The sequence below is a fragment of the Rhodococcus cercidiphylli genome, assembly GCF_033042225.1.
Taxonomy (GTDB): domain Bacteria; phylum Actinomycetota; class Actinomycetes; order Mycobacteriales; family Mycobacteriaceae; genus Rhodococcoides.
Genome location: NZ_JAWLKE010000004.1, coordinates 30,195 through 55,035 on the forward strand (window position 1 = coordinate 30,195; position 24,841 = coordinate 55,035).

General features: G+C 65.2%; 26 protein-coding genes. 14 read left to right on the plus strand and 12 right to left on the minus strand.

Going from position 1 to position 24,841, the window contains the following annotated elements; translation table 11 throughout:
• Window position 1 precedes the first annotated feature (1 nt).
• The 3 genes from R3P95_RS10565 to R3P95_RS10575 are packed head-to-tail and all read right to left on the minus strand — an operon-like array spanning window position 2 to window position 5,111.
• Window positions 2–1,645, minus strand: a complete 1,644-nt coding sequence (locus R3P95_RS10565; protein WP_094640997.1) for a Na+/H+ antiporter subunit D — start codon at window positions 1,643–1,645, stop codon at window positions 2–4.
• Window positions 1,642–2,265 carry a Na(+)/H(+) antiporter subunit C gene (locus R3P95_RS10570; protein WP_068048108.1) on the minus strand — a complete coding sequence of 208 codons (624 nt, stop codon included), beginning with the start codon at window positions 2,263–2,265 and terminating at the stop codon, window positions 1,642–1,644. The genes R3P95_RS10565 and R3P95_RS10570 overlap by 4 nt, the downstream gene beginning before the upstream one ends.
• The gene (locus R3P95_RS10575; protein ID WP_317548320.1) at window positions 2,262–5,111 is read right to left on the minus strand and encodes a Na+/H+ antiporter subunit A; all 2,850 of its coding nucleotides are present in this window, start codon (window positions 5,109–5,111) and stop codon (window positions 2,262–2,264) included. The genes R3P95_RS10570 and R3P95_RS10575 overlap by 4 nt, the downstream gene beginning before the upstream one ends.
• A gap of 232 nt (window positions 5,112–5,343) precedes the next feature.
• Here R3P95_RS10575 and R3P95_RS10580 point away from each other — a divergent pair, with 232 nt between their 5' ends.
• The gene (locus tag R3P95_RS10580; protein WP_197477955.1) at window positions 5,344–5,754 is read left to right on the plus strand and encodes an NUDIX hydrolase; all 411 of its coding nucleotides are present in this window, start codon (window positions 5,344–5,346) and stop codon (window positions 5,752–5,754) included.
• Window positions 5,755–5,815: 61 nt separating this feature from the next.
• A complete protein-coding gene (locus tag R3P95_RS10585) occupies window positions 5,816–6,568 on the plus strand; it encodes an isocitrate lyase/PEP mutase family protein (protein ID WP_317548321.1) in 753 nt (250 codons plus the stop codon).
• Window positions 6,569–6,702: 134 nt separating this feature from the next.
• Here the strand turns inward: R3P95_RS10585 and R3P95_RS10590 are convergent, their stop codons facing one another.
• The 5 genes from R3P95_RS10590 to R3P95_RS10610 all read right to left on the minus strand — a co-directional run bounded on the left by R3P95_RS10590 (window position 6,703) and on the right by R3P95_RS10610 (window position 11,437).
• Entirely contained in the window at window positions 6,703–8,880 is a 2,178-nt protein-coding gene (locus R3P95_RS10590) for an AAA family ATPase (protein ID WP_317548322.1), read from the minus strand.
• Between the two features lie 24 nt (window positions 8,881–8,904).
• A complete protein-coding gene (gene pssA / locus R3P95_RS10595; protein ID WP_037186737.1) occupies window positions 8,905–9,759 on the minus strand; it encodes a CDP-diacylglycerol--serine O-phosphatidyltransferase in 855 nt (284 codons plus the stop codon).
• A gap of 8 nt (window positions 9,760–9,767) precedes the next feature.
• Complete coding sequence (locus R3P95_RS10600) at window positions 9,768–10,484, minus strand: phosphatidylserine decarboxylase (RefSeq protein ID WP_317548323.1); 717 nt, start codon at window positions 10,482–10,484, stop codon at window positions 9,768–9,770.
• A 133-nt stretch (window positions 10,485–10,617) separates the two neighbouring features.
• On the minus strand, window positions 10,618–10,884 hold the full coding sequence (locus tag R3P95_RS10605; protein ID WP_094613941.1) for a GlsB/YeaQ/YmgE family stress response membrane protein: 267 nt from the start codon (window positions 10,882–10,884) through the stop codon (window positions 10,618–10,620).
• Window positions 10,885–10,972: 88 nt separating this feature from the next.
• Window positions 10,973–11,437 carry an SRPBCC family protein gene (locus tag R3P95_RS10610; protein WP_317548324.1) on the minus strand — a complete coding sequence of 155 codons (465 nt, stop codon included), beginning with the start codon at window positions 11,435–11,437 and terminating at the stop codon, window positions 10,973–10,975.
• Window positions 11,438–11,606: 169 nt separating this feature from the next.
• Here R3P95_RS10610 and R3P95_RS10615 point away from each other — a divergent pair, with 169 nt between their 5' ends.
• Both R3P95_RS10615 and R3P95_RS10620 read left to right on the plus strand, forming a co-directional pair.
• Window positions 11,607–12,002, plus strand: coding sequence for a hypothetical protein (locus R3P95_RS10615; protein ID WP_317548325.1), 396 nt, complete (start codon window positions 11,607–11,609; stop codon window positions 12,000–12,002).
• Window positions 11,999–12,193 (plus strand): helix-turn-helix transcriptional regulator, encoded by a 195-nt coding sequence (locus R3P95_RS10620; RefSeq protein WP_068048135.1) that lies wholly within the window; start codon window positions 11,999–12,001, stop codon window positions 12,191–12,193. Before R3P95_RS10615 ends, R3P95_RS10620 begins: the two co-directional genes overlap by 4 nt.
• Window positions 12,194–12,247: 54 nt before the next feature.
• Here R3P95_RS10620 and R3P95_RS10625 read toward each other — a convergent pair whose 3' ends face one another.
• Window positions 12,248–13,045, minus strand: a complete 798-nt coding sequence (locus R3P95_RS10625) for a DUF1206 domain-containing protein (protein WP_317548326.1) — start codon at window positions 13,043–13,045, stop codon at window positions 12,248–12,250.
• A gap of 424 nt (window positions 13,046–13,469) precedes the next feature.
• On the opposite strand from R3P95_RS10625, the gene R3P95_RS10630 reads away from it, so the two are divergent.
• Genes R3P95_RS10630 through R3P95_RS10655 form a run of 6 tightly spaced genes read left to right on the plus strand, consistent with a single transcriptional unit; the run spans window position 13,470 to window position 18,636 of the window.
• Window positions 13,470–15,125: an FAD-dependent oxidoreductase gene (locus R3P95_RS10630; RefSeq protein ID WP_317548327.1), complete on the plus strand. Its 1,656-nt coding sequence runs from the start codon at window positions 13,470–13,472 to the stop codon at window positions 15,123–15,125.
• Window positions 15,122–16,582 carry an ATP-binding protein gene (locus R3P95_RS10635; RefSeq protein WP_317548328.1) on the plus strand — a complete coding sequence of 487 codons (1,461 nt, stop codon included), beginning with the start codon at window positions 15,122–15,124 and terminating at the stop codon, window positions 16,580–16,582. Before R3P95_RS10630 ends, R3P95_RS10635 begins: the two co-directional genes overlap by 4 nt.
• Complete coding sequence (locus R3P95_RS10640) at window positions 16,579–16,923, plus strand: UBP-type zinc finger domain-containing protein (RefSeq protein WP_094641005.1); 345 nt, start codon at window positions 16,579–16,581, stop codon at window positions 16,921–16,923. Before R3P95_RS10635 ends, R3P95_RS10640 begins: the two co-directional genes overlap by 4 nt.
• A complete protein-coding gene (locus tag R3P95_RS10645) occupies window positions 16,920–17,339 on the plus strand; it encodes a DUF1801 domain-containing protein (RefSeq protein WP_317548329.1) in 420 nt (139 codons plus the stop codon). The genes R3P95_RS10640 and R3P95_RS10645 overlap by 4 nt, the downstream gene beginning before the upstream one ends.
• Complete coding sequence (locus tag R3P95_RS10650) at window positions 17,336–18,022, plus strand: GOLPH3/VPS74 family protein (protein WP_317548330.1); 687 nt, start codon at window positions 17,336–17,338, stop codon at window positions 18,020–18,022. Before R3P95_RS10645 ends, R3P95_RS10650 begins: the two co-directional genes overlap by 4 nt.
• Window positions 18,023–18,030: 8 nt before the next feature.
• Window positions 18,031–18,636, plus strand: coding sequence for a DJ-1/PfpI family protein (locus R3P95_RS10655; RefSeq protein ID WP_068048154.1), 606 nt, complete (start codon window positions 18,031–18,033; stop codon window positions 18,634–18,636).
• On the opposite strand, the gene R3P95_RS10660 is transcribed toward R3P95_RS10655, so the two are convergent.
• On the minus strand, window positions 18,616–18,963 hold the full coding sequence (locus tag R3P95_RS10660) for a DoxX family protein (protein WP_094641008.1): 348 nt from the start codon (window positions 18,961–18,963) through the stop codon (window positions 18,616–18,618). The genes R3P95_RS10655 and R3P95_RS10660 overlap by 21 nt on opposite strands.
• 79 nt (window positions 18,964–19,042) lie before the next feature.
• Between R3P95_RS10660 and R3P95_RS10665 the strand changes: the two genes are divergently transcribed.
• Window positions 19,043–19,372 (plus strand): winged helix-turn-helix transcriptional regulator, encoded by a 330-nt coding sequence (locus tag R3P95_RS10665; protein WP_317548331.1) that lies wholly within the window; start codon window positions 19,043–19,045, stop codon window positions 19,370–19,372.
• A gap of 43 nt (window positions 19,373–19,415) precedes the next feature.
• On the opposite strand, the gene R3P95_RS10670 is transcribed toward R3P95_RS10665, so the two are convergent.
• Window positions 19,416–21,278, minus strand: coding sequence for a BCCT family transporter (locus tag R3P95_RS10670; protein WP_317548332.1), 1,863 nt, complete (start codon window positions 21,276–21,278; stop codon window positions 19,416–19,418).
• Between the two features lie 289 nt (window positions 21,279–21,567).
• Here R3P95_RS10670 and R3P95_RS10675 point away from each other — a divergent pair, with 289 nt between their 5' ends.
• From R3P95_RS10675 to R3P95_RS10685, 3 genes are read left to right on the plus strand one after another with little or no spacing between them, the layout of a single operon-like run.
• Window positions 21,568–22,482 (plus strand): serine/threonine-protein kinase, encoded by a 915-nt coding sequence (locus tag R3P95_RS10675; RefSeq protein ID WP_317548333.1) that lies wholly within the window; start codon window positions 21,568–21,570, stop codon window positions 22,480–22,482.
• Between the two features lie 46 nt (window positions 22,483–22,528).
• A complete protein-coding gene (locus R3P95_RS10680; protein WP_317548335.1) occupies window positions 22,529–22,903 on the plus strand; it encodes a TetR/AcrR family transcriptional regulator in 375 nt (124 codons plus the stop codon).
• Window positions 22,900–23,253, plus strand: a complete 354-nt coding sequence (locus R3P95_RS10685) for a PH domain-containing protein (RefSeq protein ID WP_068048169.1) — start codon at window positions 22,900–22,902, stop codon at window positions 23,251–23,253. Before R3P95_RS10680 ends, R3P95_RS10685 begins: the two co-directional genes overlap by 4 nt.
• 37 nt (window positions 23,254–23,290) lie before the next feature.
• Here the strand turns inward: R3P95_RS10685 and R3P95_RS10690 are convergent, their stop codons facing one another.
• Entirely contained in the window at window positions 23,291–24,772 is a 1,482-nt protein-coding gene (locus R3P95_RS10690; RefSeq protein ID WP_068048170.1) for an amino acid permease, read from the minus strand.
• Window positions 24,773–24,841 lie beyond the last annotated feature (69 nt).

The window sequence follows — 24,841 nt, forward strand, 5'->3', positions numbered from 1 at the left end:
TTCATCGGGTGCCCTCCTCGTTCGTGCGCGACTGCTCGTAGGCCTGATCGCCGACCCATTCCGCACCGCGCACCGCATCGATGTACACCGACCGATCGCGAAGATCTGCCGCAGCGCGATCGCTGATGTCGATGATGGGGCCGGCGAACACCGTCATGGCCAAGCCGACGGCAACGAGCCCGATGGTCGGAAGCAACATGAAGGCGGGCATCCGGCCCACGTCCTCGCGGTCACCGAACTGGATGTCGGACGAGTCGTCGAGAAGAGCGGACGGGCTGTTGTCGGCCAGGTCGCCCTCGGGAGCGTCGGCGCGAGCTCGCCAGAACGCCTTGGTCCAGACTCGGGCCACCACGTACAGCGTCAACAGGCTGGTGACGGTTCCACCCGCGACGAGCAACCAGGCCAACACGCTGCCCTGCTCGCTACCGGCCTGCAGCAGTGCGACCTTGCCGATGAAACCCGAGAACGGCGGAATGCCACCGAGATTGAGGGCCGGCACCAGGAACACGATCGCCAGCACCGGGCTGGCCGCAGCCAGACCGCCGAGGCGTCGAAGCGACGAGGAACCGGCCTGACGCTCGATGAGACCGACGACGAGGAACAGCGTCGTCTGCACCAGAATGTGGTGGGCGACGTAATAGATCGAGCCGGACAATCCCGATTGTGTCGACAGCGCGACGCCGAAGATCATGTAGCCGATATGGCTGACGAGGGTGAACGACAACAGTCGCTTGATGTCGCTCTGCGCGATGGAGCCGAGGATACCGACGAGCATCGTCAGCAGGCCGCAGACCATCAGTACGTTGTCGAGTGAGCCGTCGGGGAACAGCAGGGTGTGCGCGCGGATGATCGCGTACACACCGACTTTCGTCAGCAGGCCGGCGAACACGGCGGTGACCGGTGCCGGGGCGGTGGGATACGAGTCGGGCAGCCACGTCGAGAGCGGGAACACCGCGGCCTTGATGCCGAACGCGACCAGTAGAACCGCGAAGATCGCGGTTCTGGTTCCGGGGGTGATGTCGTCCATACGCACCGCGATGTGGGCCAGGTTCAGCGTTCCGGTGGCTGCGTAGACCAGCGCGATGCCGATCAGGAAGATCAGCGAGGACACCATCGACACCATCACGTACGACACGCCCGCACGCACGCGGTCGGCACTCGCGCCGAGTGTCAGCAACACGAACGACGCCGCGAGCAGCACCTCGAAGCCGACGAACAGGTTGAACAGGTCGCCTGCGAGGAACGCGTTGCAGACACCTGCGGTCAAGGCGAGGTAGGTCGGCAGGAAGATCGAGACGGGCTGATTCTCGCTACCGTCGCGGATGCCCTGGCCGATCGAGTAGACCATGACGGCCAGCAGCACGATGGACGAGACGACGAGCATCATCGCCGACAGGCGGTCCACCACGAGGGAGATGCCGAGCGGGGAATCCCAACCGCCGACCTGCAGTGCGCTGGTGCCGTCGCGATCGGCGAGATAGAGCATCACCGACGAGATCGCGACCACCGCGGTGAGCGCGACGATGGTGATGAATCGCTGAGCGCGAGGCCGTCGCCCCAGCACCAGGGTCGACGCGGCGGCGAGCATCGGAATCAGTACCGGCAGCGGAGTCAGAACGTCGATCACTGCGGGGGAGATCGTCATGCGTGGTCTCCCTTCTCATCTGGGCGGCTGTCGTCCTTCTCGGCGGTGTCGAGTCCGTCCAGCCCGCGCAGCTGCGGATTGTCGTCGTCGTTGTCGAAATCACCGTCGTGCAGATCCTCGTAGCACTCGAGATCCTCGAGGTTTCTGATCTCCTCGAGCGGAATGGGGTTGCCCTTCGAGTCGAATGCGTCGCCGCCGAAGCTCGGCTCGCCCGTCACCGGGTCGTCCGAGCGGTCGCGGTCGGGGGCCTCGGCCATCGAGCGGCGCCGGGAGACCTTGGTGTCCTCGGGGTCGTTCTCGACGTCGTCCTTGGTGTTGAGAGTGAACGACCGGTAGGCCAGAGCCAGCACGAACGCCGCGATTCCCATCGTGATGACGATTGCCGTCAGGATCACCGCCTGGGCCAGGGGGTCCGCCATCTCCTGGTTCACCGCGTTGTCCCGACCCACGATGGGCGGGGCTCCCGCAGGGCCGGCGATCGTGAGCATGAGCAGGTTGACGCCGTTGCCGACGAGTAGCAGGCCCAGCAGCATCTTGGTGATACTGCGCTCGAGCAGCAGATACACACCCGCCGCGATGAGGACACCGACAATGACGAGCATTCCGAGATCAGCGGTCATGGGGCGCTCACTCGGCCTTGGCTCTGCATTTCCACCTGTGCGTCGAGACGCGCGCCGAGACTACGGAGCACGTCGAGTACCAACCCGACCACGATGAGATACACACCGAGGTCGAAGAACAATGCGGTGACCAACTTGATGTCGCCGAGGATCGGCAACGTCACCTCCAACGTCGCCGAGGACAACGCCGGGGCTCCGAGGAACATCGACGCCACCGCGGTTCCGGCCGCGAAGATCAAGCCGAGTCCGAGGATCTTTCCGGCGTCGATCGGAACTGTCTCACCGAGCTCGTAGCGGCCACCGGCCAAGTACCTCAGCACCAGAGCCAGGCCGGCGGTGAGGCCACCGGCGAAACCGCCGCCGGGAGCGTTGTGACCGGAGAAGAAGAAGTAGATCGACAGCACCATGATCGTCGGGAAGATCAATCGCGTCGTGACCTCGAGAATCAACGAGCGATGACGCGGATCGATCAAATCGCCGCCGAGCAGCCACGTCGTCTCCGCCGCGTAGTTCGCATCGGAGGACGACGAGGGGGCGTCGGACACCCGCGGAGCGCTACCGAACCGGCGGTTGCGGAAGACCAGGCTCGCCACGCCCGTAGCCGCGACGAGCAGGACGCAGATCTCGCCGAGAGTGTCCCAGGCGCGGATGTCCACGAGGATCACGTTGATGACGTTCTGGCCGTCGCCCAGGTTGTATGCGGCGTCCGGCAGGAGCAGCGACACCGGGTCTGTGTTTCGGGCGTTCATCGCGAACGCACCCAGGATGCTCACGGTCGCCCCGACGGCGACGGCGAGCACCGCGCGAGGTCCGCGCGATCCGGCCGAACCCCGGTCGTCGACCTCGGCCGGGAGCTTGCGCAGGACGAGCACGAACATCACGAGGGTCAGAGTCTCGACGAGGAACTGGGTCAGCGCCAGGTCCGGGGCGCCGTGGATGGCGAAGATGACTCCGCAGCCGTAGCCGGTGAGACCGACGAGAATGACGCTGGCCAAGCGGTTGCGCATCACCGTGGCTCCGAGGCCACCCGCGATCATGATGGCCCCGATGATCAGCTGCAACGGGTTGTTCCACAGGGTGTAGTCCAAGTCCGGTTCTGCGCCGAGGATCAGCACGATCATCGGCAGCAGCACCAGCGTCAGCAGGATCGTGCCCTGAGTGAGAGGGAGCGAACCGCGCTGCGTGGTGCCGGTGAGACGGATCGACAGGGTGTCCATGGACTTGAGCACGTTGTCGTAGATGCGGTCTGCGTTGCCGAGCGGAGGATGCTCGAACTTGAGCCGGTTGACCACCCGATGCGCGATGAACAACCCGACACCACCGGTGACGACGACGACTGTCAGCGCCAACGGCAGATTGAATCCGTGCCAGAGCGCCAGGTGGTACGGCTCCTGGCCGTACGACGGCAGCGTGCGAGCGTACGGGCTGACGATGCGATCTACGATGGAGGACGCGAATCCGGCGACCAGACCGAGCACCGCCAGGAAGGCGGGCGCGGCGAGGAACAGGGCTGCCGGCGCGTGCATCGCCTTGACCGACGGACTCGCCCGCTTGAGCTGCTTGCGCGCGAACGCGCCCCAGACGAACCGAATGCTGTAGGTGACCGTGAGTATCGAGCCGATCACCAGGCCTGCGACGACGAAGGCCGCGACCGTGGGATCGAGCGTCGGGGTGCTGATCACGGCCGACAACGCCGTTTCCTTGCCGACGAACCCGAGCATCGGCGGAAGTCCGGCCATGCTGGCCGCGGCCAGCGCGGCTATCGCGGCGAGCCAGGGAGCCTTCTTGCCCAGGTGGGCCAGTTTGCGGATGTCGCGGGTGCCGGTGGTGTGATCGATGATGCCGACGACCATGAACAGCGCCGCTTTGAACATCGCGTGGGCGATCACCATCGTCAGGCCGGCGAGCATCGCCTTCTCCGAGCCGATGCCGACCAACACCATGAGGAAGCCGAGCTGGCTGACGGTGCCGAACGCGAGTATCAGCTTGAGGTCGAATGCGCGCAGAGCTCGCCACCCGGCCAGGATCATCGACAGCAGTCCGAGGCTGATCACCGTGGCTCGCCACGGGCCGGAATCGGCAAACCCCGGGGCCAGGCGTGCGACCAGGTAGATGCCTGCTTTGACCATGGCAGCGGCATGGAGGTATCCGCTGACCGGCGTCGGGGCGGCCATGGCTCCGGGGAGCCAGAAGTGCAGTGGCACGATGGCCGACTTGCTCAGTGCGCCGATGAGGACCAGCACGATCGCGACACCGGGCAACCAGCCGCCCGGCGCGTTCGCGACCAGCTCCGAGAGGTTGTAGGTGCCGGACACCTGGCCGAGGATGATGATGCCGACCAACATCGCCAGGCCGCCCGCGGTGGTGACGAGCAGTGCCTGGGTGGCCGCTCGTCTGCTCGACGCTCGCTCGGCGTAGTGGCCGACGAGCAGGAACGACAGGACGGTGGTGACTTCCCAGAAGATGTAGAGCACCAGCATGTTGTCGCTGGTGATGAGGCCGAACATCGCACCGGAGAAGGCGACCATTTCGGCGGCGAACAGCCCGAGGCGGGGCTCGTCGTCCTCGAAGTAGCGCGCACAGTAGAGCAGAATCAGTGCGCCGATGCCGAGGACCAGCAGCGACATGATGGCCGCGAGGGAGTCGAACCGCATGTCGATGTTCATCGACAGGCCAGGGACCCATTCGATGTTCAGTTTCTGTTCGGTTCCCCAGTTGCCGAACACCCAGATCAGGCTGAGCAGGGGTACGAGCGCGAGCGGGAAAAAGGCATTGCGACCCCACCAGCGGACGAACAGTGGCGCGAGCAGCGCGGCGGCGGCGTGCGCAAGAAGAATGGCGAGCAAAAATCACTCCGTCGTCTCGGTCGCATCGGCGGTGAAACCGAGCGGTGGTCGTAGGGCGGCGATGAGTAGGGTGTGCGAAGTCCGTGTGAAGTTCGATGTGAAGCTTTGAGAAATAATGAACCGGTTGCCGAGCGGCAGCCGCGAGTTGTCGTTGTCCACTTTACTTTGCGAGGTAGGCGGCGTGCCAGGCGGTACAGAACGGTGCGGGTCCGTGAGTGAGGGGAGCGCGTCGGTGACCGATCCGAGGCTCATTCGGACCGCCGGGCTGGCGTACGTCCGAGATCGTCGAATGATCCAGACCCGATCGGCCGGAAAATCCGCGTTCTACATGGCGGGCGGAAAGATCGACCCGGGCGAGACGCCCGAGCAAGCACTGCATCGCGAGATCAGGGAAGAGCTCGATGCAGCGGTGACGGACGCCCGGCTCCTCGGGGTGTTCGAATGTGAGGCCTGGGGGCACCCGGCAGGAACTCCGCTCGAGATCACGTGTTTCCTCGCCGATCTGGCGACCGAGCCGACGCCGACCAGCGAGATCGCAGAGATCAGGTACTTCACCCGAGACGAGTACGCCGCCATGCCGGACGTCGCTCCGGGATCGCTGATGGTGTTCGACCGGATGAAAGCGCTCGATTTGATCGACTGAAGCGCGTATGTTGGTCGTGGAGAGAACGTACGTTCTCTGTCGGTCACCGCGAAGGAGTCTCATGACGAACCTGTCCCAGAAAGCCACCACCCTGCTCGAGCTGCACAAGCCGGGCAACCCGGTCGTATTGCCGACGGTGTGGGACGCCTGGTCTGCCAACCTCGCCGTCTCCGCCGGGTTCACCGCGCTGACCGTCGGAAGCCACCCCGTCTCGGACTCCATCGGCAAGCCCGACAACGAGGGCATCACCTTCGACGAACTGCTCACCCGCATCTCGCAGATCTCCGCCGCCGTGGACGCACCCCTGTCGGTCGACATCGAATCCGGCTACGGCGAGGACCCCAAGCGACTCATCGACGGACTGATCTCTGCCGGAGCCGTCGGCCTCAACATCGAGGACACCGTGCACAGCGAAGGCGGACGCCTCCGCGAAGCGCAAGAACATGCCGACTTCGTCGGAGCACTGCGCGCAGCATCCGACGCCACCGACGTCCACGTGGTCATCAACGCCCGCACCGACCTGTTCGTCAAGGCGATCGGCGACGAGAGCGACCGCGTCGACCGCGCCATCGCCCGGCTGAAGCTGTGCGCCGCAGCCGGTGCCGACTCGCTCTACCCCGTCGGCTTCCACAACGACGCGGACTACAAGCGTCTCGCCGAGCAACTCCCGCTCCCCATCAACGCCATCGCCAACCCGGCCGAGGGCGACCTGTCGCACTTCGCCTCCCTGGGCGTGGGTCGCATCAGCTTCGGCCCGATCTTCCAGATGGAACTGGCCAAGCGGGCAGAGGAAATCCTCGGCCGCTGGAAGTGAGTGCTGCGCAGTGGTGGGGGGGGGGGGCGGGGGGGCCGGGGGGGGGGGGGCGCGGGGGCGGGGCGGGCCCGCGGGCGGGCCGCCCCCCCCCCCCCCCCCCCCCCCCCCCCCCCCCCCCCCCCCCCCCACTGCCGCTAGGCACTCCCGTATGCCCGCAGATGCGCCACCTGCTCGGGATCGAGTGACGGTCTGACCGTCGCCCGAGCGTCGGCGACATCGGCGGCGGTGACGTCGGCCGCATCCATCGACCGACGCATCGCCGTCAACGCGGCCTCGCGCAGCAACGCCGCGCAGTCTGCCGCGGAGTAGCCGTCGAGATCGCGCGCCAACGACTCCAGATCCACGTCCTCGGCGAGCGGGATGGATTTGCCCGACGCCTTCAGGATGTCCACGCGGGCATCGGAATCCGGCGGCGGCACGAAGACGAGCCGCTCGAGCCGGCCCGGCCGGAGCAGTGCGGGATCGATCAGATCGGGTCGGTTGGTTGCCCCGAGTACGACGACGTCGCGCAACGGTTCGACGCCGTCGAGCTCGGTCAGCAGCGCCGCGACGACCCGATCTCCGACGCCGGAATCCGAGCTCTGCCCGCGTCGGGGCACGAGAGCATCCACCTCGTCCAGGAAGATCAGCGAGGGAGCGGAATCTCGGGCGCGTTGAAAGAGTTCTCGGACAGCCTTTTCCGAGGAGCCGACCCATTTGTCCATCAGCTCCGCGCCTTTGACCGAGTGCACGCTGAGCTGCCCGGAGCTGGCCAGTGCGCGCACGAGGAACGTTTTGCCGCAGCCGGGCGGACCGTACAGCAGAACTCCCCGCGGCGGTTCGATTCCCAAGCGCGCGAACGAATCCGGATGGCGTAGCGGCCACAGTACCGCCTCTGTGAGTGCCTGCTTGGTCTCCACCATGTCGCCGACGTCGTCGAGCGTGAGACTGCCGATCGCCAGTTCTTCGCTTCCCGAACGCGACAGCGGGCGAATCACCTGCAGAGCGCCCACCAGATCGTCCTGCGTCAACGAGGCCGCGGCCGAATCGTTCGATGCGCGCGCCGCCGCCCGCAGCGCCGCCTCCCGCGTCAGGGCGGCCAGATCGGCGACCACGAAACCCGGTGTCCGTGAGGCGATTTCGCCCAGGTCGACGTCGCCCTGCGGAACTTTTCGGAGCAGATGCTCCAGCAATCCCTTGCGGCCTGCCGCGTCGGGCAGGGTGAGGGTGAGTTCACGATCGCACAGGTCCTGACCGCGCAGTCTGGGATCGGTCGCCTCCGGATGGGCCGTCGTCGCGATCAGGGCGAGACCCGGAGTGTCGACGGCCCGGCGCAGTACATCGAGGACGAACGTGGACGCCGGTTCGGGCTCGGAGGGCAACAACGCGTCGACGTCGGTGATGAGCAGAACCCCGGAACCGGCGAGTTCGTCCACTGCCGCGGTGACGCGATCGACCCGGGCCGACGCCTCGAGCGCGCCGATCGACGGTCCGTCCAGCACGACGCATGCGCGTTCACCGACGACCGCGCGCGCCAACGTCGCCTTGCCGACCCCACCCGGTCCGGTGATCAACACCCCCAGATGCGGCGATGCGCCGAGCGTTGCCAGCAACTCCGACTCGTCCAACGCCAGCCGCAGCCACTCGGTCAGCTTGGCCGACTGCGCGCTCACTCCCACCAGATCGGCCGCGCTCACCCTGGCCGCCGTGGCTTGCGGTGGCGCTGACACAGGTGCGGATGCCGAGGCAGCGACGGTGCCGGAGCCCCACCCGACCGCCGAATTGGGTTGCACACTCACCGGCCCATTCGACGGGTCGACGGCCGAGACCGTCAACAGTTCGGTGGTCCACGCGACCCCGAATGTCCTCGACAGCGCCTGCGTCGCAGATGTCGTCGAGGTTCCGGGGCCGAGATCACGGGGGAGAAGTGAGACCGTGTCACCCACCGTCAGTACCTTGCCGAGCAACGCTTGTCGCAGGGTGGCGTCGGAGATGGAACCGGTGGCGAGCGCCGAGCCGGTCACAGTGACGGCCTTGGCCCCGTAGACGGTGACGGGTCCGACTGCGACAGAAGCATTTTCGCGAAGACCGGTGTTGGAGAGCGTCACGTCGTCCAGCAACGCGGTGCCCTGAGGTGATCCCTCCGGAGCCACGGCGACGACGGCGGCTGTGCGACGAGAACCGATGAGCGACACCGCATCCCACTCCCGCAGGCCCAGAGCCGCAAGGACTTCCGGATGCAGGCGCACGACGCCGCGTCGGGCATCGGCCGCCGAGGTGTTGAGGCGGGCAGTGAGAACGAGCTCAGGCGTCGTCGAGCGAGATTCGGTCACACGGTCAACAGTAGCGGCGAGGTTCTAACTACGAGGCCGACGCAGTCCCAGACGAGCCTGCGACCGCCGGTTGTTCCCCGGCGCGCGGCGGATGGCCCGACGCTCGGCGCGGCGCTCGGCCGGCTTGGCGTCCCAGGTGTACGGGCGCGCGGCGGTCCACCGCTGCGAGCGCACTGCGAACGGGATGTGCACCAGGTAGGCCAACACCAGGCCCATCAGCAGGATCAGCGGGAACGTGATGAGCGCGGCTGCGAGCAGTGCGACGAGCACCAGCAGGATCGCGGCCAGTCGCGGCGGCACCGAGACCGTCTTGAGCGCGAGCGTGGGGATGCGGCTGACGATGAGACCGGCGGTGAGGATCGCCCATCCGGCGACGACGTAGAACGAGGCCCACCAGCCGTCGCCGAACTGCTCGAAACCCGCGATCGGTGCCATGGCGATGAGCGCCCCGGCCGGTGCGGGAACACCGGTGAAGTACTCGCGCGCGTAAGCGGGAGTGTCGTCCTCGTCGAGCAGAGTGTTGAAGCGCGCGAGGCGGAGCACGATGCTCACCGCGTAGACCAGCGCCACGATCCAGCCGCCGCTGCTGCCCTCGAGCAGTGTCACGTACAGCACCAGCGCCGGGGCGACACCGAACGAGATGGCGTCGGACAGCGAATCCAGTTCGGCACCGATCTTGCTGGTGGCGTCGAGCAATCGGGCGATGCGACCGTCCAACGCATCGAGGATCGCAGCGGCACCGATCATGGCGAGCGCGGTACCGAGCTGGCCGTCGAGGGCGAACTTGACCGCGGACAGGCCGGAGCACAGCGCGAGAATCGTGACTACGGACGGAAGCAGACGAATGGCAGCAGGTGGCTTGGCGCGTCTGGTGATCATGTCGGTTTCTACTGCGAGAGCTCGGCGAGCACTGTTTCGGCACCGACGGCCCGCTGGCCGCGTTCGACCAGCAGGGTGGTGCCCGCCGGGAAGTAGGTGTCCACGCGGGATCCGAATCGGATCAGTCCGTAGGTGTCGCCGATCGACAAGGTGTCGCCGACCTTGGCGTTGTTGATGATGCGTCGCGCAATCAGGCCGGCGATCTGCACGACGGCGACATCCTGACCGGAAGCGGTTCTGATGTGCATGCTGTTGCGCTCGTTGACCTCGCTGGCCTCGGCGAGGTCGGCGGATTTGAACTGACCGCGACGGTGCACCACTTCCACGACTTTTCCGCCGACGGGAACACGCTGTACGTGGACGTCGAGGACGGAGAGGAAGATGCTGACGCGCGGGACCGGCTCGGAGCCGAGATCGAGCTCGGCCGGAGGAACGGCAGTGTCGACGAGTGTGACCAGGCCGTCGGCGGGAGCGACGACGACGCCGGGGCGATTCGGCGGGACTCGCGAGGGGTGGCGGAAGAAGGTGGCGCAGGCTCCGGCGGCAACGAGTCCGGCGTTGCGGACCCACTTGGAGCGTCGACCGAGAACGGCGACGGCCAGCGGACCGCCGACGAACGGCAGCCCGGCGGGGTGGAGCGGTGGAATCGTTTCACGGACCAAGTCGACGATGTGAGCCGCTCCGGTGCGGGGCGGTTGACCAATCGGGGCGGGACGGCGTGCCACGGTCTCCTCTAACTTTTGTCGGACAGGTGTCGGCAGGTCGTGGTGCTGCGAGCGAATCGTGCGTCGAACACGCGACTGCCGGAGCCATCACAGCGTACGTGAGGGCCCCGGCAGTCGAGAGGTGCGAGTGAGATCAGACGCGGCTGCGGCCCGTCACGAGCTTGACCAGGAACAGCAGGATGCACGCGCCGAGCAGGCAGGTGATGAAGCTGAAGATGATTCCGCCGCCCTCGACGTCGAGGAACGTGCTGAGCAGGAATCCGCCCAGGAGGCCGCCGATGATGCCGACGACGATGTTCAGGATGATGCCCATCTGAGCATCCGTCTTCATGATCTTGCTACCGATCCAGCCGGCGAGTCCGCCGATGATGATCCAGCCTACAAATCCGAGTCCCAACATAGGGTGCCCCCACTTTCCGTTCGTGTTTGTTGCTTGTCGAAACGACGGATGCCCGCGGGAAACAAACCTGAAACATTCCTGAGAAAAGTTATTTCTGGCTGGACTTCTCGCTCTCGGCCTTGATTCGACGCAGGGTCTTGTTCATGCCCTCGACGAGTTCGACGTCGAACTCGTCGATGCCCCCGAGGATGCGCTTGACCAGCAGTGACGACACTGCCGTGGTGCCCGTCGGTGCCTCCCGCTTCTCGACGACGGTCGTTCCGGTCGCGGTGGGAGTGAGCGTGTAGGACCAGATCGTCTTGTTCTCCACGACGCGGAACGCGAGTTCGCGGTTGGGTTCGAAGGTGACGACCTTGGCGGTGGTCGGCCAGACGAGCATCCCCTTGCGGTTGACGTTGAGCGTCTTGGTGCCCTTGCCGACCGGTCCGCCGAAGACCTTCATCTTCTTGCACTGCGGGCTCCACTCGCCCATGCGCTGCAGATCGGACACGATCGACCAGACGGTCTCGGGGCTCGCGGCGATGTCGATCTTGGCTTCGAGAGTCTTGCTCAACGTGGGCCTCCAGGTACGTGTGACTGAACGTTACGACAAATCGGTCACAGCATATGTGTGTCCGAGCTCATAGCGAAACGGGACGAAGGGGAATGTAAGAGAAGTTTGACATCGGAATCGAGTGGGGGTGAGATATGTCAAAGAACTCGTACACGCACGGGAGGTTGTCATGAGGGTCGCACTGTCACGAGTCCCCGCAGTAGTTCTCGGAATTGCCCTCGCCGCCGGTGTCGGGATCGTCGCCGCATCGGTGCGAGAAGAAGGCGGGTGGCAGGTAGGTCTGGTGTTCGCCGCGGCGGTGGCCCCTGCCCTCGTCGGAGCGATGTGGACATTGGTTCCGCAACGATCACCGAAGATGCCGGAGAATCCGGAGGATTCCGTCGAGTTCCAGTGGTTGCAGCACGCGTCGTCCGGTGCCTTCTTCGACCTGATGATCGCACTCGGCCTCGCGTCGGCTGCCTCGGCGATACTCGACACGGAGCTGGTTCCGGTAGTCGCGTTTCTGGTGTTGGCCATGGCCGACGTGGCCGTGCGGTACCTGGTCGTCTCGCGTACGCAGCGGTGACTTCGAACCACGTGCACCGGCTGCGCACTGCTGCCGGTTTGTCACAGCAGCAGTGCGCCGACGCGGTCGGCGTCAGCAGGCAGACGATCATCTCGATCGAGAAGGGCCACTTCGACCCGCGGCTCTCTCTCGCATTCCGCCTGGCCCGGCTGTTCGAGGTCAGCGTCGACGAGTTGTTCGATCCACGGTGATCGAGCAACCCCGCACAGGTGAGCGGAAACTCGTAGCAGGCTACGAAGTTTCGCTCACATGCGAGCGAAGCGAGCCAACACGAAGGCATAGAGCCCGTAGAGCGCGATACCCACGCCGGCGAGGATCAACAGGACCTGACCGTAGGGCTGTGAGCCGAGAGTCTTGAGAGCACCGTCGATGCCGGTGGCCTTGGACGGATCGGACTGCAGAACTGCCACCACGACGAGGAGTCCGGCTCCGACGAGGGCAGCGCCCTTGGCGGCGTATCCCGCGATGCCGAGTTTGACGACGGCCCCGCTCTGGTGTCCTTCGAGATCGTCGAGGAAGTTCTTCGAAACGCCCTTGTAGACGTGGTATCCGCCGACTCCGATGACGACCAGCGCGACGGCGATGAGCACGAGCTTGCCGCCGCCGGATTCCATCAGTCGTGCCGACCAGCCGGCGTTCTGTTGTCCGCTGGACTTGCCCGAGCCGGTCGCGAAGCCGTAGGTCGAGAAGGCGAACGCGATGTAGACGACGGCCAGCGCGCCTGCTTTGAGACGGTCCATCGCACTCCCGGCGCCGGCGTCGGATTTCTTGCCGACGATCGCTTCGACGATGCGCCACAGCGCCAGCGCCACCAAAGCCACCACTGCCACCCAGAGCGCGATCTTTCCGCCGGGCTTCTCGGCCAGCTCGGCGAGTGCACCGGACTGGTCTGCGTTGCCGGCCTGGCCGAAGGCCAACCGGACGGCGATGTATCCGATCAGAATGTGCAGCACTCCGCTGACGAAGTGACCGGCTCGCGCTGCTTTCTCGAATGCTCCGTTGTTCTGCACGGAACTGGCCACAGAATTTCCCGACGTGTTCACGAACGTTCCCCGATCAGTTGATTTGGGCAGCCGTTTACCCCGACCGTAGGCGCAGGAAACTGTCTCGAGCTGCGAAACGCCGCACGAGATCCCACCGAGGCGTTAACACCGGGCGGACACTGATCGATGTAGCAAGCGGAGTGTCGGGACCAACGAAGAAATTGTTCGGAGTGATCCACCGTGAAATTACAGTCGATAATGCGTCGTACCAGCAGTGATCTGCCCCTGTTGAAAACCGCCAGGATGAGCGGGAGCCCGCGTACGTGGCCCGCCGAGAAGCTCGAACGGCTCCTCACCCCGCAGGAACTCGACCTGATTCGACGCGGCCGAATCTGACCCCGCTCTTTCCAGGCCCGCTTGCCTCCCATTCGGGGTGACGCGGTGGCATGCTCATGTCGTTGATGAGCACCAGTTCTGGAGGGTCATGAAACCGGTCATTCTCAGCGTCGACGACGACCCAGGAGTGTCGAGATCGGTCGCCCGCGACCTACGTCGGCGCTACGGGGAGCAGTACCGCATCGTGCGGGCGGAGTCCGGTGCCGGCGCTCTCGACGCGTTGAAAGAACTCGCGCTGCGCGGTACCCCCGTCGCCATTCTGTTGGCCGACTACCGCATGCCGCAGATGAGCGGCATGGAATTTCTCGAGCAGGCCATGGACATCTTTCCGACCGCCCGTCGCATTCTTCTCACCGCATACGCGGACACCGACGCCGCGATCGACGCGATCAACGTCGTCGATCTCGACTACTACCTGCTCAAGCCGTGGGATCCGCCCGAGGAAAAGCTGTACCCCGTGCTCGACGCCCAGCTCGAGGCCTGGTGTGCGTACGACCACCGAGCCGTGGAGGACACCAAGATCGTCGGCCACCGCTGGTCGGCGCGTTCGTCGGAGATCCGCGAGTTCCTCGCTCGCAATCAGCTGCCGTATCGCTGGTACATGTCCGACGAGGCCGAGGGGGCGCGGCTGTTGGCCGCGGCGGGTGTGGACGACGGACGGCTGCCGGTGGTCATCACCACCGAGGGCGCCGCGCTGATCGAGCCGTCCGATGCCGAACTCGGTGATCGACTCGGCCTGACTGTCTCGCCGTCGGAGGAGTTCTACGATCTGGTCGTCATCGGTGGCGGTCCGGCCGGACTCGGAGCCGCGCTGTACGGCGCGTCCGAAGGCCTGCGGACCACCCTGATCGAGCGGACCGCGACGGGCGGTCAGGCCGGACAGAGTTCACGGATCGAGAACTACCTGGGTTTTCCCGACGGGGTCTCGGGAGCTCAGCTCGCCGAGCGGGCTCGTCGTCAGGCACTGAAGTTCGGTGCCGAGGTGGTCACCACTCAGGACGTCGTCGGCCTCGAAGCAAACGGTGCTGCGCGAACAGTGCGATTCGCCGACGGCCGCAGCATCAGCGCGCAGACGATCATCCTGTCCACCGGTGTCGCCTACAGGCGTTTGGACGCACCCGGAATCGACGACTTCACCGGACGCGGCGTGTTCTACGGATCGGCGATGACGGAGGCCGCGCGCTGCGCCGAGCAAGACGTCTACATCGTGGGAGGGGCGAACTCGGCCGGTCAGGCGGCGGTGTATCTCTCGCGCGGGGCAAAGTCGGTCACCATTCTGATCCGGGCCACCTCGCTCGAAGCGTCGATGTCGTACTACCTGATCAAGCAGATCGAGGAGAACCCGAAGATCAGCGTGCGGCCGTGCACCGAGGTCGTCGGGGTAGCGGGAGACGGTCACCTCGAGTCGATCACGCTGCACAACCGAGCGACCGAGGAGACGACGACGGTCGACGCGCAGTACCTGTTCCTGTTCATCGGCGCGGCACCGCGCACCGAGTGGCTCGACGGGGTCCTCGTGCGGGACGAGCATGGATTCGTGGTCACCGGGCCGGATCTCGTCGTCGACGGGCGCGGGCCTGCCGGGTGGACGCCCGCCCGTCTCCCACACCACCTCGAAACGAGTGTGCCGGGTGTGTTCGCTGCCGGTGACGTGCGATCCGACTCGGCCAAACGCGTCGCGTCGGCGGTGGGAGAGGGAGCGATGGCCGTGATGTTGGTGCACAGATATCTGGCGAACCCATGACCGAGCCGACGCAGAACACACCCGCATGTGATCCGGAAGAGTTACGGACGCTCTTCCTGTTCGAGCAGCTCACCGACGCGCAGCTGGCGGAGCTGTGCCGAGACGGGCGCATCGAAACGATCGAGCCGGGGCCGGTGTACGCGGAAGGTGATCCGGCGACGTGCTTCTACGTTCTGATGGAGGGGGCCGTCGTCCTCTCGAAGCTTTCCGGTGGCGAGGACCTGGTGGTCAATCGCACCTCGCAACGCGGGGTGTACGCGGGTGCGTGGCAGGCCTACCTGGGCGATCGGGTGCCGCAGACGTACCAGGGTTCGATGCGGGTGACCGAGCCCTCCCGGTTCTTCGTGCTCGACGCCGAGTGCTTCGCGTCCATCGTGCGGGAGTGGTTCCCGATGGCGTTGCATCTGCTCGAGGGATTGTTCTTCGGCAATCAGAACACCAAGCAGATAGTGGAACAACGAGAACGCCTGTTGGCGTTGGGTTCTCTGTCGGCCGGGCTGACGCACGAATTGAACAATCCGGCGGCGGCTGCGGTGCGGGCGACGTCGGCGTTGCGAAATCGGGTGGCGCACATGCGGCAGAAGTTGGCGATGATCGCCGGTGGCACTCTCGATCGCGGCAGCTTGGCGCATCTGGTCGGACTGCAGAACGAGGCCGTGGAGCTGGTCGCCAAGGCTCCGAAGCTGACCGCGATGGAGGCGTCGGACCGCGAGGACGAACTGGGAGAGTGGTTCGAGGACAAGGGCATCGGTGACGGCTGGGATCTGGCTCCGACGTTCGTCTCGGCCGGTCTCGACGTGCCGTGGCTCGATCGGGTTTCCGCGACAGTCGACGATCCAGCGTTGCTCGAGGGCGCAATTCGGTGGCTCAACTACACCGTCGAAACCGAGTTGCTGATGAACGAGATCTCGGATTCGACCACGCGCATCTCCACGCTCGTCGGTGCAGCGAAGCAGTACTCGCAGATGGATCGTGCGCCGTATCGAACGGTGGACGTGCGCGAACTACTCGACAGCACCCTGATCATGTTGGGCCGCAAGATCGGTGACGACATCACGGTGGTCAAGGACTACGACCCCGCGGTGCCGCCGATCCCGGCCTACGCAGCCGAACTCAATCAGGTGTGGACCAATCTGATCGACAATGCCGTGCAGGCGATGGCGGCTACCCCCGAGGAGAAGGGGGTGCTGACGGTGCGGACGTCGTTGGACGAGGATCAGGTCCAGATCGAGATCTGCGACACCGGACCCGGTGTGCCGCAGGAGATTCGGTCGCGCATTTTCGAGCCCTTCTTCACCACCAAGCCGGTCGGCGAGGGCACGGGGCTCGGCCTGGACATCTCGTGGCGCATCGTGGTGAACAAGCATCAGGGTGAGCTGCGGTTGGTGTCCGAACCCGGTGACACACGATTCGTCGTGCGGTTGCCCGTCGACCCTGCAATCGAGGAGGAACCATGACCATCGAAGGCATCGACCCGAAGATTCCGCCGTCGGGACCGGGTTGTGTGGAGTGCACGCAGACGCAGGGGTGGTGGGTACATCTGCGGCGGTGCGCGCAGTGCGGGCACATCGGATGTTGCGATTCCTCGCCGTCGCAGCATGCCAGCAAACATGCAGAGTCCACCCGGCACCAGTTCGTGCGCAGCTACGAGCCCGGCGAGGAATGGTTCTACAACTACGAGGACGAGCAGATGTACGACGGGCCGGAACTGGCTCCGCCGCAACATCGTCCACTCGATCAGACGGTTCCCGGTCCGCGCGAGCGGGTGCCGTCGAACTGGCAGGCCCTGATCAATTGAACGAGAACCTGACGCGACCCACCGACGTATCGGCCGAGGATTTCCTGGCGGCTGTGGAGCACCCGGTTCGCCGTGCGGACGGGTTCGCGCTCGCCGAGATCATGGGCCGCGTCACCGGGCAACCGGCGGTGATGTGGGGTCCGACGATGGTGGGTTTCGGAAGCTATCGATACACGACGGGCAGTGGCCGCCGGGGAGAGTATTTCGTCGTCGGGTTCTCCCCACGCAAGGCGAATCTGTCGGTGTACGGCGCCACGTACGCCCCGGAGTCGGAGAGCTTGCTCGAACAGCTGGGAAAGCACAAGCGAGGAGCGGGTTGCCTGTACGTGAACAAGCTCGCCGATGTGGACATAGCGATTCTCGAACAACTGCTGGCATACAACTACCCGTACATTCTGAGTAGCCTCGCGTCATGACCTTGATCGCGGAGGACCTGCTGTTGCTGTTGCTCGACGACGACTCGGGCAAGCCGCTCGCCGACAGCACGAAGTTGCCACGGGTACTGGCAGGTGCGCTGGTCGTCGAGCTCGCCATGATCGGGTCGCTGCGTATCACCGGCCCGGACGAGCAGATCAAGAAGGATCACGTGGTCGTCGCAGGCTCCACGACCGAAGCGCCGAGTGACCCGGCGTTGCGTCGAGTGTTCGATCTGGTCGCGTCGGCGTCGCGGCCGATGAAGCCACAGAAGGTGATCGAGAAGTCGCAGAAGAATCTGGCGAAGGAACTGGCTGCGCGACTCGTCGCACAGGGTTTCGTCACGGAGAAGAAGGACAAGGTGTGGGGGTTGTTCCCGACGACGACGTGGCCTGCCGAGGACACCTCGCGTGAGAAGGTGCTGCGAGACGCGCTACGCAGCGCACTGGTGGACGGGACGACGCCGTCGCCGCACACGGCTGCGTTGATCTCGTTGATTTCGGCAGTGGATCTGACACACAAGGTGATCGAGGATGCGGACAAGAAGCTGCTGAAGCGGCGCGCGAAGGAGATCGCCGAGGGGGAGTGGGCCGGCGCGGCTGTGCGCAAGGCCGTCTCGGACGTCAATGCCGCAGTGATGGCCGCGGTCATGGTGCCCGTCATCGTCTCCACCACGAGCAGTTGAGGAAAAAAATGACCAGAAGCATTGCCATTCTGTTGTTCGACGATGTCGAGGTACTCGACGCGTGCGGCCCGTTCGAGGTGTTCTCGGTGGCCAACCGGGTGGCCGAACGTGCAGGCAGCGCAGCGCCGTTCGAGGTGACGCTCGTCGGGATCGACGACAGGGCAGCTGTTGCTCGGGGCGGAATGAGGATCGGCGTCGACACCACGATCGACGACCCACGGCCCTACGACCTCGTTTTGGTTCCCGGTGGCGTCGTGGACGCAGTCGAGGCGAACGGCAGCGTTCTGCAGTGGCTGCAGGGTCTTCGGCCCACCGCCGAGTTGGTCGCGTCGGTGTGCACCGGTGCGTTCGTGCTCGCGGCTGCGGGACTGCTCGACGGTCGTCCGGTCACCACGCACTGGGAGGACTTGGAACTGCTGCGCGAACGGTGGCCCGCGCTCGTCGTTCACGAGGGTGTTCGGTACATCGATCACGGCGACCTGGCGACGTCGGCGGGAATCAGTGCCGGTCTGGATCTGGCGCTGCATCTGGTCGCGCGGTGGTCGGGAGCCGATCATGCTCTCGCCACCGCGGGCCAGATGGATTACGACTGGTCAGGCGCTGAGCACCCGTAGAACCAGCGCGACGACGGAGAACACGGCCAGTCCGGCGGCGGGTGCGAAGTCTTTGTCCCCGGCGCGCAGGTGCGCGACGACGGCTCCGACGAAGTAGAGGATGACGCCGACGGCGGCAGCGACGCCGATCGGCCAGACGACCAAGCCGACCAGGAGGCCGACGGCACCGAGGATCTCGAGGTAGGCGAGCCACGGGATCTTGTCGGCGGGAACCCCGACCTGCTCGAGCATCGGGACGACGGAGGGATTCTTCGTCAGTTTTCCGATCGCGGAGAACGTGAGTGCGACAGCGAGCAGAACCGAGACGACGAGGGTTGCGATGAACATGTGCCCTGCTTTCATTTCTGAGGCCACTAGTAATTGCGAAGTAGCAAGGCGGACTCTAGCACCTCGGTAGGGTGGAGGCATGGTCTCGAACGAGCAGCCTCACGACCCTCGTGCCTGTGATGGAGCGCTGACCAAAGCATTCGGCTTTCTCGGCAAGAGATGGAACGGCCTGCTGCTGGCGACTCTGATGAACGGGCCGATGGGATTCTCGGAACTCCGCCGCGCCGTCGGCGGGATCAGTGACTCGGTGCTGTCCGAGCGCCTCGGTGAGCTCGGCAGAGCAGGGCTGGTGGCACGGGCCGTCACGGAGGGTCCGCCCATCTCGGTGGAATACAGCCTGACGCCGTCGGGAGAGGCGCTGCTGCCGTCGCTGGAGGCTCTCACCGACTGGGCTTCGAAGAACCTCTGACCCCCGCGAAAGTTCGCGAGGGTCAGAGAGTGGTGGAAACGGCTCAGCTGGGGTTGTTCTGGTTCTGCCCCTCGGCCGATTCGGCGAACTCCTGAGTGTCGAAGACCTCTCCACCCAGGGGGTCGACCGGAGCGTTGTCGCTCGAGTACTCGACGGCTCCCGTCTCGGGATGGACTTCGAGCTGCTCGGTCGAGACCTCGTGCACTGCGAGTACGACGGTTCCGCCGGAAGCAGCCGAGGTCAGCCCCTCCTGTGATGGCGTCAGGCCGGAGAACGTGCTCGAGATACCCGACGTCGCCTTCTTGCGTGGAGTCGGCCGAGCGGGGGTGTCCGTGTCGTCACCGGTGACCTCCGAGGTGGTGGTCACCCGCACGTATCGCGGGGTGGTGGCGACGTCGTAGCGGAACGCCTTGAGCATCGACACACACGCCAGCGCCAACACCACGGAGAACGGCACGGCCGTCGCAATCGACATCGTCTGCAACGCTGTCAGAGAGCTGGTCCCGCCGACGAGCAGCAGTACCGCTGCGGCGATGCCCTGCAGCACGGCCCAGTAGACGCGGGTGATCTTCGGGGTTTCCAGTTGGCCACCCGTCGAGAGAATGTCGATCACCAGCGAGCCCGAGTCCGAGGACGTCACGAAGAAGAACACGATGACCGCGATGGCGATGACGCTGGTGATCGCGGCGATCGGGAGGCCGTCGAGCACCTGGAACAGGCTGGTGTTGGTGTTCACTGCCCCTTCGGCGTCGAGCAGGTCTCCCTCGTTGCGCTGCCGCAGGATGCCGGTGTCACCGAAGATGGTGAACCACAGCGACCCGACGATGGTCGGAGCCAGCAGCACGCCGAACACGAATTCACGGATGGTGCGGCCACGGGAGATACGCGCGATGAACATGCCGACGAACGGTGCCCAGCTCATCCACCAGCCCCAGTAGAAGATGGTCCAGCCGCCGGCCCAGCCGTCGTCGGAGAACGGCGAGGTGCGCAGGGCGAGCTCGGGCAGCGCCTGAACGTAGCCGCCGAGGTTCTGCACCCAGGACTGCATCAGGAACAGTGTCGGTCCCAGGAGCAGCACGAACAGGGCGAGCGCAGCCGCCAGCCCCATGTTGATGTTCGAGAGCCACTTGAGTCCCTTGGAAACTCCACTGACCACCGAGAAGGTGGCGATGCCGGTGATCACGGCGATGAGCACGATCACGAACAGGTTGGTGGTCTCCACCCAACCGAGGTAGTCGAGGCCGGCCGAGATCTGCTGAACGCCGAAGCCGAGCGAGGTCGCGACACCGAACAGGGTGCCCACGATTGCGACGGTGTCGATGGCGTGGCCGATCGGACCTTCGATGCGCTTGCGGCCGAGCAGCGGCTCGAGCAGCCAGCGGACGGTCAGCGGGCGACCCTTGCGGTAGGTCATGTACGCCATGCCGAGTCCGACGACGACGTAGATGGCCCAGGCGTGCAGGCCCCAGTGGAAGAGGGTGAGCTCCATCGCCTGGCGAGCAGCGGGGTCGGTGCTACCGGGAACGCCGCCCGCCTCGGGTGGCGTCACGTAGTGCGAGAGCGGCTCGGCGACGCCGTAGAACACCAGGCCGATGCCCATGCCGGCGCTGAACAGCATGGCGAACCAGGACAGGACGCCGAACTCGGGCTTCTCGTCGTCGCGGCCGAGGCGGATGTTGCCCACTCGGCTCAGGCCGCAGTACAGGGCGAACAGCACGAAGCCGGTCGCGGCCAGGATGTACCACCAGCCGACGCCTGCGGTGATGGCTTCGTTGAGCGTCTCGAACGAATCCGCCGCCGTGCTCGCATAGACCACGGAGAAGGCGATCATCACGAAGATGACGATCGATGCGGGGATGAAAACCGGCTTGAGCAGGCCACCCCAGGCTTCTTTTATTGCTTTCACTTAACTTGACTTCCTTACAACTCGAGTCACCGTAATCGGCTGACCACTATCGGCTTGCCGTTCTTTTTCTCTTGTTTCGGTCAAGTACCGGTAATCACCATAAACGACATCGGCCCAGGTGGCGAAACGTGCGAGGGCGGCCGAACTGGGAAACGGGCGTGGGTGCGCGCTCTGTCGAGTCGCCTCGAACAGTCGAACGGACTACAGTTCTGCCGATGCTGCGGACGTGTCCGATTGTGTCACCCCTCGTATTTCGCGGCGTGAAAAATGTTGTGCAGCAGGTGATTCGGTGACCAGTCGATTGCAGCCGGGTTCGGAGTTCGCCGGATTCCGGGTCCAGCGCCGCCTCGGGGTCGGCGGTATGAGCGAGGTGTATCTGGTTCTCGGCCGGGGCCACGATCGGTACGAGGCCCTCAAGATTCTGGACCGGGAGGCGTCGCGATCTCCGAGGTTGCGCAACAAGTTTCGGATGGAAGCGGCCGTCGCCGCACAGTTGGTGCACCCGAACATCGTGTCGGTGCACGAGCACGGTGAGTTCGAGCATCAGCTGTGGATGTCCATGCACTACGTGGACGGTTACAGTGCTGCGCGGCTCGTCGCCCGCGGACAGATAGCCCTCGACGTCTCTCGGGTGGCGCGCATCGTCGCCGAGGTGGCCAAGGGACTCGACTACGCCCACTCGCAGGGCGTCGTGCATCGGGACGTCAAGCCCGCCAACATTCTCATCTCCACCGAGCGAATCGACGGCTACGAGCAGGTGTTGTTGTCGGACTGGGGAATTGCGCGCCTATTGGGTGATTCGACTCCGCTCGCTGCAGGCGGGACGGTGTTGGCATCCATCCCGTATGCGGCGCCGGAACTGCTTCGTGGGGGAGTGCTGAGTGCGCAGACCGACGTCTACGGCCTGGGGGCGACGCTCGTCGAATTGGCGACCGGCCGGACGCCGTATCCGCTGGCCACGCCGTTGGCCATCACCGCAGCGCATTTGACGGCCGAGCCGCCGTCGGTGACGCGTCGTCGACGCTCGTTGCCGCGGGGCCTCGACGCGGTGGTGGCGCGGGCGTTGGCGAAGGATCCGTCGGATCGTTTCCGAACCTGCGTAGAGCTCAGCGACGCCGTCGCGGCTGCAGTGGAAGCAGGAGTTCCGGAACCGCCGCCGCGACGCTCGCCGTTCACAAGGTCGCGGTGGCTCAAGTTTTCTTGACCGATCGTTCTTGACCGATCGGTCATCAATCTGCCATGCTCGGTGCATGGGACGTACCAGAAGCTTCGACGAGGCGACCGTCGTCGCGTCGGCCGCCGAGCAGTTTCGATCCAGCGGCTACGAAGGAACGTCCCTGGACGATCTGCTGCGCGTCACGGGACTGCATCGCGGCAGTCTCTATCAGGCGTTCGGCAGCAAGCGAGGATTGTTTCTCGCTGCGTTGACCAGTACTCGATGGGACGTGGATCTGCTGCTCGTGGCGTTGTTGGAACTTGCGCCGTTCGACGATCATGTCCGCGAAATCTGCGCGAGCAGCCTTGCTTCCGGTGCCACCGGGGACGTCGCGCGCGCCCTCGGCGAACGGTTACTGGTGCGCGCCGGTATCGACTCGACCATTGCAATCGAAGGAGAACTCAGATGAATTCCGTGACCGTCGTCGACGGCACCCTGGTGGTGGAGCCGCAGGGGCTGGACAAGGTGTGGTCGTTCACTCGGAAGCTCGAGATCCCGCTGAGCAGCGTACGCGGAGCTACCCACGATCCGGGAGCAAGCAAGGAGCCCAAGGGGATTCGAGCACCGGGGCTCGGTCTGCCGGGAAAGACCGCGGGCACGTTTCACCGCGACGGCGTCAAGACGTTCTACAACGTCACCGGCAGTGCCGACACGATCGTCATAGAGCTCGAGCAGCAGGAGTATCAGCGGCTGATTCTGACGGTGGAGGATCCGCGTGCGGTGGTGCAGCTGATCAACAACGCCGCCGCGGCCGCGTGACGGGGCACCGGTCTTCGGGGCCCGTCACGCGAATCGGCTACTCCTCCGGTTCGGTCGGGCGGTTGGCCACCACCGGGTACTGGCCGGTGTAGCCGAGGCGTTCCTCTGCCACCGCGAGCACCTTGGTGCGCACCAGGAACCAACCACCGATCAGTGCGGGGACGATGACCACCAGAGTGGCGATGGTCCAGCTGCCGATCGGGGCGTCGAAGGCCATCAGCACCAGCACTCCGAAGAGGAACACCAGGGTCGCGTAGCTGGTGTACGGCGCTCCGAACAGCCGGAACTTGGGCCGCTCCACGATGCCCTTCTGGGACCAGCGGAACAGCTGGATCTGGCACAGCACGATGGTGGCCCAGCTGGCGATGATGCCCAGTGCCGACATGTTCAGCACGATCTCGAAGGCCTCGCCGGGGGCGATGGCGTTGAGCGCGACACCGAACAGCGTGATGAAGCAGGTGAGCAGAATGCCGCCGAACGGAACGCCGCCCTTGGTCATCTTCTTGGTGAACTCCGGCGCACTGCCGTTCATCGCCATCGACCGCAGGATGCGGCCCGTGGAGTACAGGCCGGCATTGAGGCTCGACAGTGCCGCGGTGAGCACGACGATGTTCATGATGGTGCCCGCGCCGCCGAGGCCGATGCTCGAGAAGAACGTCACGAACGGCGACGTCCCGGACTGGTACGCGGTGTACGGCATCAGCAGGGCGAGCAGCACCAGCGAGCCGACGTAGAACAGTGCGATACGGGCGATGACCGAGTTGATCGCCCGCGGCATGATCTTCTCCGGGTTCTCGGTCTCACCGGCTGCGGTACCCACCAATTCGACTGCTGCATAGGCGAACACGACACCCGAGATGACGATGACCAGCGGCCATGCGCCGGATGGGAACAAGCCGCCGTTGTCGGTGATGAGACTGATGCCCGGCATCTGGGTGCCGACGGGGATTCGGCCCGCGAGGAACACCACGCCCACGATCAGGAACGTCACCAACGCGATGACCTTGATGATGGCGGCCCAGAATTCCATCTCACCGAACCACTTGACCGACACGAGGTTCAGGCTCATGACGATGACCAGCGCGATCAACGCGATGACCCACTGCGGAATCACCTCGAAACTGCCCCAGTAGTGCATGTACGTCGCAATGGCGGTGACGTCCACGATGGCCGTCATAGCCCAGTTCAGGAAGTACATCCAGCCCGCGACGAAAGCTGCCTTCTCGCCGAAGAACTCGCGCGCGTACGAGACGAAGCTGCCCGACGACGGACGGTGCAGCACCAGTTCGCCGAGGGCCCGCAGGATGAAGAATACGAAAATTCCGCAGAGCGCGTAGGCAAGGAACAGGCCGGGTCCGGCGCTGGCGAGGCGTCCACCCGCGCCGAGGAACAGGCCGGTGCCGATTGCGCCGCCGATCGCGATCATCTGCAACTGCCGAGGTTTCAGGCCCTTGTGGTAGCCCTCCTCCTCGTGGTCCATCGCCGAGTTGTCGTACGAGGTGTCGACCGTATCGGACATGTTTCGATCCTTCTTGTCGTTTTTGTAGGGTTTTGTCCGAATTTTTTGGCGTCGAAGCTGTTGTCGCTC

Bases quoted from the DNA above. Each gene is read 5' to 3' on its own strand.
- R3P95_RS10565 (WP_094640997.1), bottom strand. From the start codon at position 1,645: ATGACGATCTCCCCCGCAGTGATCGACGTTCTGACTCCGCTGCCGGTA.
- R3P95_RS10570 (WP_068048108.1), bottom strand. From the start codon at position 2,265: ATGACCGCTGATCTCGGAATGCTCGTCATTGTCGGTGTCCTCATCGCG.
- R3P95_RS10585 (WP_317548321.1), top strand. From the start codon at position 5,816: ATGACGAACCTGTCCCAGAAAGCCACCACCCTGCTCGAGCTGCACAAG.
- pssA (WP_037186737.1), bottom strand. From the start codon at position 9,759: ATGATCACCAGACGCGCCAAGCCACCTGCTGCCATTCGTCTGCTTCCG.
- R3P95_RS10605 (WP_094613941.1), bottom strand. From the start codon at position 10,884: ATGTTGGGACTCGGATTTGTAGGCTGGATCATCATCGGCGGACTCGCC.
- R3P95_RS10615 (WP_317548325.1), top strand. From the start codon at position 11,607: ATGAGGGTCGCACTGTCACGAGTCCCCGCAGTAGTTCTCGGAATTGCC.
- R3P95_RS10630 (WP_317548327.1), top strand. From the start codon at position 13,470: ATGAAACCGGTCATTCTCAGCGTCGACGACGACCCAGGAGTGTCGAGA.
- R3P95_RS10635 (WP_317548328.1), top strand. From the start codon at position 15,122: ATGACCGAGCCGACGCAGAACACACCCGCATGTGATCCGGAAGAGTTA.
- R3P95_RS10640 (WP_094641005.1), top strand. From the start codon at position 16,579: ATGACCATCGAAGGCATCGACCCGAAGATTCCGCCGTCGGGACCGGGT.
- R3P95_RS10650 (WP_317548330.1), top strand. From the start codon at position 17,336: ATGACCTTGATCGCGGAGGACCTGCTGTTGCTGTTGCTCGACGACGAC.
- R3P95_RS10655 (WP_068048154.1), top strand. From the start codon at position 18,031: ATGACCAGAAGCATTGCCATTCTGTTGTTCGACGATGTCGAGGTACTC.
- R3P95_RS10660 (WP_094641008.1), bottom strand. From the start codon at position 18,963: ATGTTCATCGCAACCCTCGTCGTCTCGGTTCTGCTCGCTGTCGCACTC.
- R3P95_RS10665 (WP_317548331.1), top strand. From the start codon at position 19,043: ATGGTCTCGAACGAGCAGCCTCACGACCCTCGTGCCTGTGATGGAGCG.
- R3P95_RS10680 (WP_317548335.1), top strand. From the start codon at position 22,529: ATGGGACGTACCAGAAGCTTCGACGAGGCGACCGTCGTCGCGTCGGCC.
- R3P95_RS10685 (WP_068048169.1), top strand. From the start codon at position 22,900: ATGAATTCCGTGACCGTCGTCGACGGCACCCTGGTGGTGGAGCCGCAG.
- R3P95_RS10690 (WP_068048170.1), bottom strand. From the start codon at position 24,772: ATGTCCGATACGGTCGACACCTCGTACGACAACTCGGCGATGGACCAC.